We start from the raw sequence: 16,066 nt of genomic DNA, 5'->3' as shown, positions 1-16,066 counted from the left end.
CAAGCTTTGGCGCCTTCTTCATGAGCTTCCCGGGTCATCGGAATCGCCATTCCGTCTGGCCAGCCGCGCAAAAACCGTCGAGGTGCGCAGCAGCGCGATAAAGCGGCCGCGCTTGCCCGCCGGCACGCCCGACCTGGCCCGCATGCGGTAGAGGATGACGGTGATGAAGATCGCATAGACGGCGGCGCTGAACACGAACAGCGCGCTCGGCCCGAAATATTGCATCACTGTCGAGGCGGCGAACGGGCCGCCAATGGCACCGAAGGAGTAGAACAGCATCAGCGCCGCATTGATCAGCACGAACTCGCCCGTGTCGGCGCGGTCGTTGGAATGCGCCGCCGACAGCGAATAGAGCGGCATGGCGAAACAGCCAAAGATGAAGATGATGATGAAGTTGAGCAGCCGATTGCTGCCGGCGATGAACACCAGCGCCAGGGCTGAAAGCATCGCGCAACAGGTCGTTATCAACAGCACTCGGCGCCGGTCCCAGCGATCGGAGAGATAGCCGAGCGGATATTGGATGATGGCGCCGCCGAAGATGCCGACGCTGACGAAGGTCACGACGTCGGCAACCGACATGCCGATCTGCTCGGCATAGACCGGCGATAGCGTGCGAAACGCGCTGTTGGTGACGCCGACGGCGATGCAGCCGAAGCAGCCGAGCGGCGAAATCCGCCAGACGCGCGCCAGGTCGAGCTTGACGTCCTCCGGCGGCGTCGGGTTGGAGCGATCGCCGAGCGAAACCGGCACCAGCGACAGGGTGATCATGATCGACATGATGGCGAAGATGGTGAAGCCGCTGGCGCCGAAGACCGGGATCAGGAACTGGGCTGATGTCACCGAGCCGGTATCGACCATCCGGTAGATCGCCAGCACGCGGGCGCGGTCCTTGTTGGTGACGCCGGAATTCAGCCAGCTCTCGACGATGGTGAACAGCCCGGCGAAACAGAAGCCGCCGGCAAAGCGCACCGCGCACCACATCACCGGATCGGGGACCAGCACCAGGAGCAGAGTGCCGACCGAGGCGATCGCGGCAAGCGCTGAAAACACCCTGATATGGCCGACTGCCTTCATGATGCGGGTGATGGCCAGGCAGCCGAGCAGGAAGCCGGCAAAATAGAAGGTGCCCATCAGGCCGATGTCGGAAGCGGAAAACCCTTCCTGTGCGCCGCGCAGCGCAATCAGCGTGCTCTGCAGCCCATTGCCGCCGAGCAGGATGCCTGCGGCGAGCAGGAGCGGAATCAGCGGGCGAATGGAGGACATGGAGGAAGCAATCGCTTGGTCGACTATCCTTTTTGAACCATCGCCTCGGCCAATGCCAGCAACAATTCCAGGCGTTGCCCCAGGAAGCCGGCGGACCGCCATTTGGAAATCAGGACTGACGCGGCCGATACATCCTCGTCGACTTGATGAGGGACGCCATTCACCCTTCTGTTACCCGCGCCAGTATCTTGTCCCGCGCCGGTTCGAGCGGCTCACCCGCCGGAGCGGCGGGTTTGCCGGCGGCCGGCCGCCGGCCAAGCGATCCTGCCGTCAGCAGGCTCAGCAGGATGAAGGGGATGCCGATGCCAAAGGCCGAGCGGATGCCCCAATGGTCGGAGACGAAGCCGAGCAGCGGCGGGCCGAGCAGGAAGGCGACGAAGGAGATCTGCGACAGCGCCGCGACATTGATCGCCGCCGGTCGGTCGGTTCGCTGGGCGGCGGCCGAGATCGCCAGCGGGAAGAGGGCGCTGGTGCCAATCCCCAGAAGGGCAAAGCCCAGCATGGAGACAAACGGGGCGGGCGAGAAAAACACAATCAGCACGCCGGCCGCCATCATCACCAGCAGCACCCGCGCCACGCCGCTTGGCGAATGGCGGTCGACGAAACTGTCGGCGAAGAAGCGCGTGGTTGCCTGAGAAAAGGCAAACAGCGCCACGGTGAAGCCGGCGACGAAGGGGCCGGATTCGAACACTGTGCGCATATAGATCGCCGACCAGTCGATGCTGGCGCCTTCCATCAGCATGGCCGAGAGCGTGACGGCGACAAGGACGAGGATGGGTAGCGTCGGCCGCGCCAGCACGGGTGCCTTCTCGCTGGTGCCGGCGAAGCGGCTCGGCGCCGGTTGGTAGCCGCCGAGGCACAGCGCCATCGAGATCGTGACGATCGGTACGATCAGCGCCAGATGCAGTTGCGGCGATATGCCGAGATGCGCCAGTGCGGCACCGAAGAGGCCGGCGCCGAAAAAGCCCATGCTCCAGAACGAATGCGCGCGGTTCATGATGCGGCGCTTGACCAGGAATTCGGTCCGGTCGGCCTCGACATTGAGCATGATCTCGACGCTGCCAATCATCAGGCCGACTGGAAAGAGCATCAGGAAAAGCGCCAGGGGCCCCGGTGCGTGCACTGTGATGGCATAAGCAAGCGCCAGCAGCGGGATCAGGGCAAGCAGCGCGCGGCGGAAGCCGATGCGCTCGAGCAGCGGCGTCGCCAGCGTCAACGCCGTCAAGGTGCCGATCGGGGTTCCGATCAGGCTGAGGCCGAGCGTGCCGTCGCCAATGCCCATGGCGTGCTTGATGTCTGGCAGCCGCGGAAAAATGTTGCCCATGGCGAAGGAATAGATCGCGAAGCCGGCATAGACGCGGTGTTGCGGGGCAAGGTTGAGGCCAAAGCTCATCGCGGTGCTTTCAAAGGAACAGAGAGGCTGGCTTGTCCGGCAGCCTGATCAGTCACTCCTTGCATAAACGTGCAAAACATGCAAGAACGTGCAAAGAGAAATAGGATCAGGCAATGCTCACCGATCAACGGCACCAGCTTATCCGTGACCGCCTTGCGGCGGAGGGGAGTGTGCTGGCCGGCGAACTGGCGAGCCGCTTCGGTGTTTCCGAGGACACGGTGCGCCGCGACCTCAGGGAACTGGCGAAAGCCGGGCAATGTCGACGGGTCTATGGTGGCGCGGTTGCGGCCGCACCCTTTGCCGCGGCCCCCATCGGTCTGCGCGGCGGCCATGCGGTCGAGGAGAAGGCGCGGCTGGCAAGCACGGCCGTCGCGTTGCTCTCCAGTGGGCAGAGCCTGTTCATCGACGGCGGCAGCACCAACGCCGCCATTGCCAAGGCCATTCCGCGCGACCTTGAGCTGACCATCGCAACCAATTCGCTCGGTGTTGCCTCGGCGCTGTCCGACCATCCCCTGGTCGAACTGATCGTGCTCGGCGGAAGGTTTGTCCGCGACCTCGGCACCTGCGTCGGCGCCGACACGTTGGCCGCCATTGCGCAGCTTGGCGCCGATCTGTTCTTCCTTGGCTCGTGCGGTCTGGATGCCTCACGCGGTGTGACGGCATTTGATTCGGCCGAGGCCGAAGTCAAGCGGGCCATGGCCAGGAACAGCACCGGTATCGTCATCGCCGTAACCAACGACAAGCTCGCCACCGCGGCACCCTATCGCGTCGCCGGGGCCGAAGCGATCCGCCATCTGGTGGTCGAAAAGACCGCGCCGGCCGCGATCCTTGCCGATTTCGAACGCCAGGGCGCCGAAATCCACTTCGCCTGAACGCTCAGTGGCATGTTGGGCGTTGGGATAGTCCGCTTGCCTTGACAAATCCGGCCTCCCATGCGCTTTTCGCGCAAATTTTGGGCCGGGCTTTGATGCTTCGGCCGCAACCCAGCACCCCGGACTTTAGCAATGACCATGCACCGTTACCGCAGCCATACCTGTGCCCAGTTGAGAAAGAGCGATGTCGGCTCTTCCGTTCGCCTCTCGGGCTGGGTGCATCGCGTGCGCGACCATGGCGGCCTGCTGTTCATTGATCTGCGCGACAATTATGGCCTGACCCAAATCGTTGCCGATCCGGATTCTCCGGCCTTCAAGGTTGCCGAGACCGTGCGCGGCGAGTGGGTCATCCGTGTCGACGGCGAGGTCAAGGCGCGCTTGCCCGAGACCACGAACGCCAATTTGCCGACCGGTGAGATCGAGATATTCGCCCGCGAGATCGAGGTGCTGTCGGCGGCCAAGGAGTTGCCGTTGCCGGTGTTCGGAGAGCCGGACTATCCCGAAGATATCCGGCTGAAATACCGTTTCCTCGACCTGCGCCGAGAGACGCTGCACAAGAACATTATTGCTCGGACAAAAATCATCGCCGAAATGCGAAGGCGCATGGGCGAGGTCGGCTTCACTGAATTCTCGACGCCGATCCTGACGGCTTCGTCGCCGGAAGGCGCGCGCGACTTCCTGGTGCCGTCGCGCATCCATCCCGGCACCTTCTACGCGCTGCCGCAGGCTCCGCAGCAGTACAAGCAGCTGATCATGGTGTCGGGCTTCGACCGCTATTTCCAGATCGCGCCCTGCTTCCGCGACGAAGACCCGCGCGCCGACCGTCTGCCCGGCGAATTCTACCAGCTCGACCTGGAAATGAGCTTCGTCGAGCAGGACGATGTGCTGTCGACCATGGAACCGGTGATGCGGGGCGTGTTCGAGGCCTTCGCCAACGGCAAGCCGGTGACGCAGAAATTCCAGCGCATTCCCTATGATGTCGCCATGCGCAAATACGGTTCCGACAAGCCGGATCTGCGCAACCCGATCGAGATGCAGCCCGTCTCCGATCATTTTCGCGATTCCGGCTTCAAGGTCTTCGCCAACATCCTGGCCAACGACCCGAAGGCCGAGGTGTGGGGCATTCCGGCCAAGACCGGCGGCAGCCGTGCCTTCTGCGACCGCATGAATTCATGGGCGCAAGGTGAGGGCCAGCCGGGACTGGGCTACATCTTCTGGCGCAAGGAGGGCGACAAGCTCGAAGGCGCCGGCCCGCTCGCCAAGAACATCGGCGAAGAGCGCACCGAGGCGATCCGCCAGCAGCTCGGTCTTGCCGATGGCGACGCCGCCTTCTTCGTTGCCGGTGATCCGAAGAAGTTCGTTTCCTTTGCCGGTGCCGCGCGCACCCGCGCTGGCGAGGAATTGAACCTTATCGACCGCGAGCGCTTCGAGCTGTGCTGGATCGTCGACTTCCCGTTCTTCGAATGGAACGAGGAGGAGAAGAAGATCGACTTCGCCCACAACCCGTTCTCGATGCCGCAAGGCGGCATCGATGCGCTGAACGGCGAGGATCTGCTCGGCATCAAGGCGTTCCAGTACGATATGGTCTGCAACGGTTTCGAGATCGCCTCGGGCGGTATCCGCAACCATCTGCCCGAAACCATGGTCAAGGCGTTCGAAACGGTCGGGCTGGACCGCGCCACGGTCGAGGAGCGCTTTGGCGGCCTCTACCGCGCCTTCCAGTATGGCGCGCCGCCGCATGGCGGCATGGCAGCCGGCGTCGACCGCGTTGTCATGCTGCTGGTCGGCGCCAAGAACCTGCGCGAGATCACCATGTTCCCGATGAACCAGCAGGCCTACGACCTGTTGATGAACGCGCCGTCGGAAGCGAGCCCGCAACAGCTTCGCGAACTGGCGCTACGCGTTGCACCGACCAAGAAGGACGCTTGATCGCGAGCTTCGGGCGGTACTTTAAAAACCCGCCAGAGCCGATTCTTTCGGTTCCACAATCCAAAAAAATAGCCCGGCATCGCTGCCGGGCTATTTTCGTATCTTGAGGCCGCTTCGATCAGTCCTCGTTTGCCTTGACGCTGACGCCGAGCGTCTTCGGCAGGTCGAGTGGGTTGGACATGGCGCCTGCCATGATCAACGCGAACGGTACTGCTGCCGGCGGCTCGGCCGAGATTTCGATGCTCTTCGGATCGTCGAGGTATTTGCTGACCGCCGCCGTCACCTGAGCCGTCAGTTCCGGATTGTTGAGCTGCGCCATGCCGAAGGGCACGATCGCCTTGGCCTGGTTGGCGATGTCCTTGGCCGACATGCCTTGCTGCTTGCCGACATAGTCCAGCACCTTGCCGGTCAGCGAATCGTCGTCGAAGCGGATTGAGGCGCTGTTGAAGGAAAGCTGCTGCAACAAGCCGAGCATGGCCATGCCTTGCGCCGAATTGTCGGCGCCTTGCGGCTGCGCGGCCATCTTCTTCTGCATGTCCTGCAGCGACTTGACGAAGTCCATCGTGTAGCCGCCGAGGTCGAAGGTCATGCCGAGCGTGCCGGCGTTCTCGACCGAGATGTCGTATTTCGACAGCTCCATCTTGCCATCCGTCGGCTGCCAGGTGCCGGCTATCTCGAAATTGCCCGCGATGTTCTGGTAGCCGAGCGCGTCGATGACTTCCTTGGACTTGGGATCGTCGACCAGCGTCAGGTCGGCATTGAATTTTTCGGTGGTGCCGGTGAACTCCATCGCCTTGCCATCCGCGGGCGGTGTGATCTTGATGGCAAGCCCGTCCATCGAGAAGGCGGTCTTGTCGGCGACCTTGACCGTCATGTTCGAAAGTTCAGCGGATTTGTAGATCATCAGAGCGCCGAGCGGGCCGGTAGAGCCATCGGCCGGAACCGTCATGTCGTGGATGACGAAGGGGCTGAGATCGAGGGTGACGCCGTCCTTGCTGTGTTCGAAGGCCGAGGTCGAGACGGTGCCGATCTCAAAACCGCCATTGGCCGCGGTGACGTTCTCGAGCTTGACGTCGCCGATGGTGAGGGCTTCCTTTTCCGCCGCCGGCTTGATGGCAACGCCCTGCAGCACCATGCTGGTGTTGTCGCCGGTCACACCGGTCCAGGAGATGTCGACGCCCTGGGCAGCCAGCGCAGCCTTCAGACGGTCGGCAACCGCCGCGTCCTGGGCAAGGGCCGCATTCAGCGGCAATGTGAACAAGAAGGTCGAAAGAGCGAATTTCCGGAGAGTTGAGCGTTTGATTGTCATCGCAAGGTCCCTGAGAGTGTCCTGAAATTGTTTTTCAATTCTTCGCGCCATCACCATTCCGTGACGAACTGGACGGGAAAAAGGCAGGTCCCGGCACAATGGTCAAAAATCGCAGTGAAAGGCAAACCCGATCCGCACACTATTGGAGAATGCAGTGAATTTGGCATGAAGGCCGGGCCGTCGAGCGTTATCGTGTTTCGCAATAGAGGTGGCATGTAACAGATTGATGTTGGCCGGCAAGCTCGGCCTTGCTGTTTCCTGTTGCAGAATAGGCGTAAATCGACTTGTCCTGTGTGCGCCTCTTGCCGCGAATCACCCGCTCGGCTAGTCCCAGCCCATGGTAAAAAGGGTTTTGCCGCCTCAAGATGGCGGTGGCGATCACATCGAACCGGTCGATCTGAAGAAGGCGCTGGAAGAGCGCTATCTTGCCTATGCGCTGTCGACCATCATGCACCGGGCGCTGCCCGACGTTCGCGACGGACTGAAGCCGGTCCACCGCCGCATCATGCATGCCATGCGCCTGCTGCGCCTCAACCCCGACCAGGGCTTCGCCAAGTGCGCCCGTATCGTCGGCGAGGTGATGGGCAAGTTCCACCCGCATGGCGACCAGTCGATCTACGATGCGCTGGTGCGGTTGGCGCAGGATTTCTCGATGCGCTATCCCCTGGTCGACGGGCAGGGCAATTTCGGCAACATCGATGGCGATAACGCCGCCGCCATGCGCTACACCGAAGCGCGCATGACCGACGTGGCAACCGAACTGCTCGCCGGTATCACCGAGGATGCCGTCGACTACCGGCCGACCTACAATGAAGAGGACGAGGAGCCGGTGGTGCTCCCCGGCGCTTTCCCGAACCTGCTTGCCAACGGCTCGTCCGGTATCGCGGTCGGTATGGCGACATCGATCCCGCCGCACAACGCGGCCGAGCTCTGCGACGCGGCACTGCACCTGATCGAACACCGGGACGCGCCCGTGGCCAAGCTGATGGATTTCGTCCAGGGTCCGGATTTTCCGACCGGCGGCATCATCGTCGACAGCCGCGCCTCCATCCTCGAAGCCTACGAGACGGGTCGCGGCGGTTTTCGCGTGCGCTCGAAATGGATCCAGGAGGACCAGGGCAGGGGCACCTGGAGCATTGTAGTCACCGAGATCCCCTATGGCGTGCAGAAGGCGCGGCTGATCGAGAAGATTGCCGAGCTGTTGATCGCGCGCAAACTGCCGCTGCTCGAGGACATCAGGGACGAAAGTGCCGAGGATATCCGCGTCGTGCTGGTGCCGAAGAGCCGTTCTGTCGATCCCGGCATCCTGATGGAATCGCTGTTCAAGCTGACCGAGCTTGAAAGCCGTTTCCCGCTCAACATGAATGTGCTGTCGCGCGGCAAGGTGCCCAACGTTCTGTCACTGAAGGGCGTGCTGCAGGAATGGCTCGACCATCGCCGCGACGTGCTGATCCGCCGCTCGAAGCATCGCCTGGGCGAGATCGAAAGACGGCTGGAGATCCTTGCCGGCTACCTGATCGCCTATCTCAACATCGACGAGGTGATCAAGATCATCCGCGAGGAGGACGAGCCCAAGCAGGTGATGATGGCCCGCTGGTCGCTCACCGACACCCAGGCCGAAGCCATCCTCAACATGCGCCTGCGCGCTCTGCGCAAGCTGGAAGAATTCGAGATCCGCAAGGAATTCGACGGCCTCACCACCGAGAAGAAGCAGATCGAGGCGCTGCTGGCATCCGATGCCAAGCAGTGGGCGACGATCAAGTGGGAAGTCACCAGCATCCGCGACAAGTTCGGCCCCGAGACCGAGCTCGGCAAGCGCCGTACCCAGTTCGCCGATGCGCCCGAGCATGACCTGACCGATATCGCCCACGCCATGATCGAGCGCGAGCCGGTGACAGTCGTGGTTTCGGAAAAAGGCTGGCTGCGGGCGATGAAGGGGCATCTGGCCGATCTCTCGACGCTGACCTTCAAGGAAGGCGACAGCCTGAAGCTCGCCTTCCATGCACAGACCACCGACAAGGTGCTGGTCTTCACCACCGGAGGCAAGTTCTACACCATTGGCGCCGACCGGCTGCCGGGTGGGCGTGGCCATGGCGAGCCGATCCGCATCATCGTCGACATGGACAATGACCAGGACATAGTCACCGCCTTCGTTCACGATCCAAAGCGCAAGCTGCTGTTGGCCTCATATGACGCCAATGGCTTCATCGTGCCGGAGGAGGAAGTGGTCGCCAACACCCGCAAGGGCAAGCAGGTGATGAACGTCAAGGCGCCGGACGAGGCCAAGCGCTGCATCCCGGTCAGTGGCGATCACCTGGCCATCGTCGGCGAGAATCGGAAAATGCTCGTGTTCGCGCTCTCCGAAATCCCGGAGATGGGCCGCGGCAAGGGCGTTCGGCTGCAGAAATACAAGGATGGCGGCCTGCTCGATCTCAAGCCTTTCACCTTGGAGACAGGCCTGTCCTGGCAGGATTCGGCCGACCGCACCTTCACGAGATCGCGCGAGGAACTCGCCGAATGGATCGGCGCCCGGGCATCGGCCGGGCGTATGGTGCCAAAGGGTTTCCCGAGAACGGGGAAGTTTGGATAGCGGCTGATCTCCCCCTCGAGGGGGTGAGAGTCCGGTTTGCCGAAGGCAAATTGAAAGGTCCAGTGGACCTTTCAAAGGACTCGAACGCCCGAGGCCATAGCCGAGGGCAAGGCGTCAACTGAGAGAGCCCTGCCGGGTCCCCGCTGCTTTGCAGCGTCCCGGCGTTCGCCGGCCTTTCATCGTGCCACCGGCACGATGAATTCGGCTTCGGCGAACCGGCTGCTCACCCCCTCGAGGGGGGAGATATCCAACCGTTTGGAGTATCGTCACGATTGCTGCACTATATCAGTGCATAACGGCGAAGGGCGTTTGGGAGACACGGGCGTTTGAAGGAATCCAAAATCCAGAAACCGGAGCGCCACCAGCGCCTGTTCGGCCTGTCGACGCCACTGAGTTCAGCTGTCATTCCGCCGATTTCGGCGGCACGCTGGCTGCTGGTGCTGATCGTCGCCGCCGGCGTCTATTTCTTCCACGGCTTCCTGTTCCCGGTGCTGGCCGCGCTCGTCATCGCTTTCGCCAGCTGGCCGCTTTACCAGCGGCTGTTGGCTGGCGTCGGTGGCAACCGCACCATTGCCGCCACCTTGGCCATCCTGTTCATCCTTGCCTTCCTGGTGATACCGATCGCGCTGGCCGGCACCTACGCCATCAACGAGGTGCGCGAGTGGGTTGGCTGGGCGATCGAGACCAATCGGCATGGGGCCGTGACGCCGCACTGGATCGCCACCATGCCTGTCATAGGCGACTGGCTGAATGAGCAATGGACGACCAATTTTGGGCATCCTGGCGGCATTGGTGAACTGATCCAGTTGATCAGCGGCGCCAACATAGGCAGCATTTATCGCGGCGCCCTGGCCGCCGGCGGCAGTGCCTTTGGGCTGCTCCTGACGCTGCTGTTCATGATGATCGCCCTGTTCTTCGCCTATCGCGACGGCGAGCATTTTGCCGGCCAGGTCGACCGCCTCGGCGAGCGCATCTTGCCGACGAGATGGGAGCGGATTTCGCGTGTCGTGCCGGCGACCATTTCGTCGACGGTGACCGGCATGACCGTAATCGCCATCGGCGAGGGTTTGGTGCTGGGCATCGCCTACTGGCTGGCCGGCGTGCCGTCGCCGGTGACGCTTGGTGCCCTGACCGGCGTCATGGCGCTCATCCCCGGCGGCGCACCCCTGTCCTTCACCCTTGTCTCGATTTACCTCGCGGCCAGCGGCTCGCCCATGACCGGTCTGGCGCTGTTCCTGTGGGGTGCGGTCGAACTGTTCATCGTCGACAAGACACTGCGCCCGAAGCTCGTCGGCGGGCCGATAAAACTGCCGTTCCTGCCGACCTTTTTCGGCCTGATCGGCGGCGTCAAGACCATGGGGTTTCTCGGGCTGTTCATCGGCCCGGTGCTGATGGCGTTGCTGGTCGCCATATGGCGCGAGTGGCTGCGCGAGGTGGAACTGGTCGACGAGACGGCCGCCGGCTCGGCGGTCGAAATTGAAGCTGGTCCGCAGATTGAGATCCTGCCGGAACCCAGTTCGACGAAAAAAGCCAGCGCCTGATTCCGAAACGCAACTTGTGCTAGGCGTGTTGAGATTCAGGTCAGGCCGAGCCGAAAATGGTGGTTTCCGAGAACCGGAGCGGAGCGTACTTTTCGTACGTGAGCACCGGAAGCGCAGGAAGCTGCCATTTGCAGGCCGGCATCACCTGAATATCGATACGCCTTAGACCGGATGATGCACCGCGAGTTCGGGTCGGCGCTTGCGCCCGTCATGCAACTGCCAGAGCGAGTGGGCGACCAGCGTGACGATCAGGATCGCGCCACCGATCAGGCTGTTGCGGGTCGGTGCCTCGGCAAAGATCATCCACACCCAGACCGGCGCCAGCACGGTTTCGAGCAGGTAGAACATCGCCACTTCCGGCCCCGAAATGTATTTCGGCCCCGCGGCAAGGCAGAAGAACGAGATCGGCATGATGACGGCGCCGTTGAAGATGATCCACCAGGGTGCGTTCACGTGGAAGCCTTCGCCTGACACCATGAAGGCGGCCAGGGCCATCGGCAGAAGGACGCCGACCAGCGAGGTGAAACCCATGTCCTTGCCGCTGGCGCGCGAGATGGTGATGGCCACCGCGATAAAGAATGCCGAGCAAAGCGCCATGAGATCGCCGAACAGCTTGCCGGTGCCGACCGAGCCGCCGACGATGACCAGCACGCCGAGGATCATGATCGACATTGCGATGATCGTCACCAACTGCGGCCTTTCCCTCAGGAATAGCCAGGACAGCAGGCCCGCGAATACGGTGTTGAAGGCCAGGATGAACACCAGATCGGCGGTCGAGGTGTGATAGACGGCGGTGACGAAGGTGATCCCGGTCAGCCCATAGCAGATCGCCACGATCAGGCCGGACCAGCCGGGGACGAGTGGTGGGGCGTTTCGGCTCAACGCACGCCAGACCGACCAGATGACCATGCCCGCGACGAAGGTGGTGCCGGTGCGCAGCAGCATGATCGTCCATGCGCCACCGTCGGCCAGGCGGATCAACGGTATGTCGACAGTCAGCGTCAGTCCGCCGAGGGCGGTTATCAAGAGACCCTTCTGGTGATCAAGGTGAGAGGACATGCAGGAACTTTCGCAATGAAATGCAGGCTGGCGGCCGGCCGGTGCAATGGCGCACTTTCTCCAGCCAACCGGCTGAAAGACCAGCATCTCCTGCCTTGAAACAGTTTAAGCGCGGATCGTGGAAAAACTCAGCGTGAAACCGCTTCGTTGGTGTAGCGCTCCCAGCCCTTGGGGCCGAGATGCTCCTGCGGCATGAAGCGCATCTTATAATTCATCTTGCGCGAGCCGTTGACCCAGTAGCCGAGGTAGACATGGGGCAGTCCCATCGCCCTGGCGCGGGCGATGTGGTCGAGGATCATGAACGTGCCGAGCGAACGCTCCTCGAATTCGGGATTGAAGTAGGAATAGACCATCGACAGGCCGTCGGCCATCTTGTCGGTCAGCGCCACCGCGATCAGCTCGCCCTGACCCTTGCCGGTGATGAAGGTGTCGGGTCCACGCCGCCGGTATTCGATCACCTTGGTGTCGACATGGGTATCCTCGACCATCATGGCGTAGTCGAGCACCGTCATGTCGGACATGCCGCCGCGGCGGTGGCGGGCATCGAGATAGCCGCGGAACAGCGAATATTGTTCGGTCGAGGGCTCGGCATTGTGCATGGCGCCGACGAGGTCGGAATTATGCTGCAGCACGCGCTTCATGTTGCGGCTGGCGGTGAATTCCTGGGCGAGGATGCGCACCGAGACACAGGCGCGGCAGGTCTCGCAGGCCGGCCTGTAGGCGATGTTCTGCGAGCGCCTGAAGCCGCCTTGCGTCAACAGGTCGTTCATCTCCGACGCCTTGTCGCCGACCAGATGCGTGAACACCTTGCGCTCGAACTGGCCGTCGAGATAAGGGCACGGCGACGGCGCGGTCAGGAAGAACTGCGGCGACTGGGTCGGATGCTGCGTCATCGAGTTTTGGAAACACTCCTTCGAGTCGCTCTACCTTTGGCGCGGAAAGCGAAAAATTCAACAGGATTGTGAAGGCGCGGGCAAGCGAATGCCTTCACATTTTGCGCCGACGAGGCGGGAGAGCCCCGGGAAAACGCCTTCAACGGCCGCTGCGGCTGACCACCGTGCCGAGCAAAAGGTCGTGCAGCGTGCGCTTGCGGTCGGAGAACAAGGTCACCAGCAGGACCAGCGGCGACAGGATGACGTTGCCGGCCCAGAACAGCACGGTATGGACGACCGCGGTCAATCCGTCGATCGGCCGGCCGTCGAGACGATCGAGGCGGATGCCCATCACCTTCATGCCCGTTGTGGCCTGGTCGGCACTGCCCAGCGTGTTCCAGATGTAGAGGATGGCGACGGCCGGCACGAGGGCGCCGAACAGCATCCAGCCGAGGCCGAGGGTCAAAAGCCCGAGGAAGAACACCAGTATGGCGAAAGGAATGGTGAGCAGCGCGACGATGATATAGTCGAGCACGAAGGCCAGGATGCGCCTTGTGCGCACGCCTTCATAGGCCCTGGGCATCGTCAAGCCGGGTGTTGATGATTTCGCCGTCGAGAACGCGCGCGTTCATGTCATTTCCTCGTAACGAGGCCCGACATAGGGTGCGGGCCGCTCGACACTGAAATGGTGAAGGCCTGTGTCGGAATCAAGGTCGGGGTTTTCCCGGGCGCAAAGGCTCGAGCGACGCAGGACACAATCCGAATCGGTTGAATTTGCCGCGCGGATGGCATTAGCTTGTTGCGGCGCAACAAAGCGCTCCGGGACAGGGGCGAGGGGACGGGGAAATATGGACTACGACATGCTGGTCATCGGCAGCGGCCCGTCCGGCCGCCGCGCCGCGGTGCAGTCGGCCAAGCTCGGTAAATCAGTGCTGGTGGTCGATCGTGGCCGGCGTCTCGGCGGCGTCTCCGTGCACACCGGCACCATCCCCTCGAAAACGCTGCGCGAAACCGTGCTCAATCTCTCGGGCTGGCGCGAGCGCGGCTTTTACGGACGCGGCTACAGGGTCAAGCAGGACATTTCCGTCGGCGACCTTATCGAACGGCTGCACAAGACGCTCGATCATGAGGTCGAGGTGCTGCAGCACCAGTTCATGCGCAACACGGTCAAGAGCGCACGCGCCTCGGTAAAATTTCTCGGCCCCAACAAGGTCAGCCTGACAGCCGACAATGGCGATTACAGCGAGGTCGGATTCGCGAACGCGCTGATCGCGGTCGGAACCAGGCCGCATCGGCCGCGCGACGTGCCCTTCGACAAGACCCGCGTCTTCGACAGCGACGAGATGTTGGAGCTCGACCGCCTGCCGCGCACGCTGACGGTGATCGGTGGCGGCGTCATCGGCGTCGAATATGCCACGATCTTTTCCGCTCTTGACGTGCCGGTGACGCTGGTCGAACCGCGCAACACCATTCTCGATTTCGTCGACCGCGAGATCGTTGACGATTTCATCCACCAGATGCGCGATCGCGGCATGACGATTAGGCTGGGCAGCGCGGTGAAGGAAATCCGGTCCAAGCCTGAGACCGCCGAGGTGGAACTGGCCGACGGCCGCACCATCCGTTCCGAGGTCGTGCTCTACGCCGCCGGCCGCACCGGCAATGTCGGCAGCCTGGGTCTCGACGTGGTCGGCATCGAGGCGGACTCCCGGGGCCGAATCAAGGTCGACCCGCAAACCTTCCAGACCAGCGTGCCCAACATCTACGCGGCCGGCGATGTCATCGGCTTTCCGAGCCTTGCCTCGACCTCGATGGAGCAGGGCAGGGTGGCCGCCTGCCACGCCTTCGGCGTGCCGCTCCCGCCGCCGCCGGAAACTTTCCCCTATGGCATTTATGCCGTGCCGGAGATCTCCACGGTCGGCCAGTCCGAGGAACAGGTGCGTGAGAGCGGAGCCGCCTATGAGGTTGGCGTGGCGCGTTTTCGCGAGACCTCGCGTGGACACATCATGGGCGTCAATACTGGCGTCCTGAAGCTGCTGTTCTCGATCGAGACGCGCCGCCTGCTCGGCGCGCATATCGTCGGCGAGGGCGCCACCGAGCTCATTCACATCGGCCAGGCGGTGATCAATCTCGGCGGCACGGTCGACTTCTTCGTCAACAACACCTTCAACTATCCGACGCTGGCGGAAGCCTACAAGATCGCCGGGCTCGATGCCTGGAACCGGATGGGACGAGGGTAAGCCTCAACTCTCCATCTGGGCGAGCAGCGCCAGCATCACATCGGCTGAAGGCATCGGCAGCACCGCTTCGATCTCCGCCGGTCTCACCCCGGCGATGGCGTCGGCGTCACCCGCCACGGTGCCGAGCGGGCCGCGGAACCCGTGCTTCGACCAGGCGAGCTGCTGCAGCGTCGGGCTGGTCAGCGCCTCCAGCAGCCTGTCGACCGTCGCGGCCCTTCTTGCGCAAGGTCGGGGAAATTGTATTGCGTCTCAAGCCGCGTCGTCCGCATCCACATCTTTCAGCCGGCTTACTGTTTCCAGTGGCTCGCTGGGGCGTTATGTGAATGGATGGGTCGTGGAAGCGCGACGGGAGGTTGGACATGCTGGGCTGGTTCCGCAAGCTGCTGCCGCGCGAAGATCGTTTCTTCGACCTGTTCGAGCGCCATTCCCGCACCGTGGTCGGCGGCGCCGAGGCGCTGGAACAGCTTCTCCACGGCAAGGACATCGAGCGCTGGTGCCAGAAGATCGTCGATCTCGAGGACGAGGCCGATCATATTACCGCCGAAGTCCTGTTAGCGGTGCGGCGTTCCTTCATCACGCCTTTCGATCGCGGCGACATCAAGGACCTGATCCAATCGATGGATGACGCCATCGACATGATGCACAAGACCGTCAAGACGGTAAAACTGTTCGAAAAGAAGGAATTCGACCCGCTCATGCAGGAAATGGGCGGCGTCATCGTCGCCGCCGCCAAGCTGGTTGCCGAGGCGATCCCGCTGCTTGCCAAGGTCGGTACGCACACGGTGCGCCTCAACGCCATTGCCGAAGAGGTCATGCGCGTCGAAAGCCGGGCCGACGATCTGCACGAGCAAGGCCTGAAAGACCTGTTCAGGCGGCACGGCGGCAGCGACCCCATGGCCTATCTGATCGGCAGTGAGATCTATGGCCAGCTGGAGAAGGTGGTCGACCGTTTCGAGGACGTCGCCAATGAGATCAGCGGCATCGTCATCGAGAATGTTTAG

At 62.6% G+C, this 16,066-nt stretch carries 11 protein-coding genes and 2 pseudogenes; 6 read left to right on the top strand and 7 right to left on the bottom strand.

What is annotated here, in order from left to right; all coding sequences use genetic code 11:
- Positions 1 to 18: 18 nt before the first annotated feature.
- On the bottom strand, positions 19 to 1,263 hold the full coding sequence (locus tag HGP13_RS24395; protein ID WP_172229739.1) for an MFS transporter: 1,245 nt from the start codon (positions 1,261 to 1,263) through the stop codon (positions 19 to 21).
- Between the two features lie 160 nt (positions 1,264 to 1,423).
- The gene (locus HGP13_RS24390) at positions 1,424 to 2,656 is read right to left on the bottom strand and encodes an MFS transporter (protein ID WP_172229737.1); all 1,233 of its coding nucleotides are present in this window, start codon (positions 2,654 to 2,656) and stop codon (positions 1,424 to 1,426) included.
- Positions 2,657 to 2,769: 113 nt separating this feature from the next.
- Here HGP13_RS24390 and HGP13_RS24385 point away from each other — a divergent pair, with 113 nt between their 5' ends.
- Positions 2,770 to 3,528 (top strand): DeoR/GlpR family DNA-binding transcription regulator, encoded by a 759-nt coding sequence (locus HGP13_RS24385; protein ID WP_172229735.1) that lies wholly within the window; start codon positions 2,770 to 2,772, stop codon positions 3,526 to 3,528.
- Positions 3,529 to 3,666: 138 nt separating this feature from the next.
- Complete coding sequence (gene aspS, locus HGP13_RS24380; protein WP_172234828.1) at positions 3,667 to 5,457, top strand: aspartate--tRNA ligase; 1,791 nt, start codon at positions 3,667 to 3,669, stop codon at positions 5,455 to 5,457.
- 118 nt (positions 5,458 to 5,575) lie between these two features.
- Here aspS and HGP13_RS24375 read toward each other — a convergent pair whose 3' ends face one another.
- Positions 5,576 to 6,766 (bottom strand): hypothetical protein, encoded by a 1,191-nt coding sequence (locus HGP13_RS24375; RefSeq protein WP_172229733.1) that lies wholly within the window; start codon positions 6,764 to 6,766, stop codon positions 5,576 to 5,578.
- A gap of 337 nt (positions 6,767 to 7,103) precedes the next feature.
- Here HGP13_RS24375 and parC point away from each other — a divergent pair, with 337 nt between their 5' ends.
- Together parC and HGP13_RS24365 are read left to right on the top strand one after the other, a co-directional pair.
- On the top strand, positions 7,104 to 9,356 hold the full coding sequence (gene parC / locus HGP13_RS24370) for a DNA topoisomerase IV subunit A (RefSeq protein ID WP_172229731.1): 2,253 nt from the start codon (positions 7,104 to 7,106) through the stop codon (positions 9,354 to 9,356).
- Positions 9,357 to 9,682: 326 nt separating this feature from the next.
- A complete protein-coding gene (locus tag HGP13_RS24365; protein ID WP_172229729.1) occupies positions 9,683 to 10,897 on the top strand; it encodes an AI-2E family transporter in 1,215 nt (404 codons plus the stop codon).
- Between the two features lie 162 nt (positions 10,898 to 11,059).
- Here HGP13_RS24365 and HGP13_RS24360 read toward each other — a convergent pair whose 3' ends face one another.
- The 3 genes and pseudogenes from HGP13_RS24360 to HGP13_RS24350 form a co-directional block, all read right to left on the bottom strand.
- Positions 11,060 to 11,956 carry a DMT family transporter gene (locus HGP13_RS24360; protein WP_172229727.1) on the bottom strand — a complete coding sequence of 299 codons (897 nt, stop codon included), beginning with the start codon at positions 11,954 to 11,956 and terminating at the stop codon, positions 11,060 to 11,062.
- A 128-nt stretch (positions 11,957 to 12,084) separates the two neighbouring features.
- Entirely contained in the window at positions 12,085 to 12,849 is a 765-nt protein-coding gene (locus tag HGP13_RS24355) for an arginyltransferase (protein ID WP_172229725.1), read from the bottom strand.
- Between the two features lie 139 nt (positions 12,850 to 12,988).
- A pseudogene (locus tag HGP13_RS24350) lies at positions 12,989 to 13,460 on the bottom strand (RDD family protein).
- A 216-nt stretch (positions 13,461 to 13,676) separates the two neighbouring features.
- Here HGP13_RS24350 and sthA point away from each other — a divergent pair.
- The gene (gene sthA, locus HGP13_RS24345) at positions 13,677 to 15,065 is read left to right on the top strand and encodes a Si-specific NAD(P)(+) transhydrogenase (RefSeq protein ID WP_172229722.1); all 1,389 of its coding nucleotides are present in this window, start codon (positions 13,677 to 13,679) and stop codon (positions 15,063 to 15,065) included.
- 3 nt (positions 15,066 to 15,068) lie between these two features.
- Here the strand turns inward: sthA and HGP13_RS38790 are convergent.
- Positions 15,069 to 15,266, bottom strand: a pseudogene (locus HGP13_RS38790) (hypothetical protein); the annotation flags it as partial.
- A gap of 158 nt (positions 15,267 to 15,424) precedes the next feature.
- On the opposite strand from HGP13_RS38790, the gene HGP13_RS24335 reads away from it, so the two are divergent.
- Positions 15,425 to 16,066: a DUF47 domain-containing protein gene (locus HGP13_RS24335; RefSeq protein WP_172229719.1), complete on the top strand. Its 642-nt coding sequence runs from the start codon at positions 15,425 to 15,427 to the stop codon at positions 16,064 to 16,066.

It is taken from the genome of Mesorhizobium sp. NZP2077, assembly GCF_013170805.1.
In the GTDB taxonomy this organism is placed as follows: domain Bacteria; phylum Pseudomonadota; class Alphaproteobacteria; order Rhizobiales; family Rhizobiaceae; genus Mesorhizobium.
The sequence above is the reverse complement of the archived record's forward strand: the minus strand, read 5'-3'. Positions and strand labels throughout refer to the sequence as shown.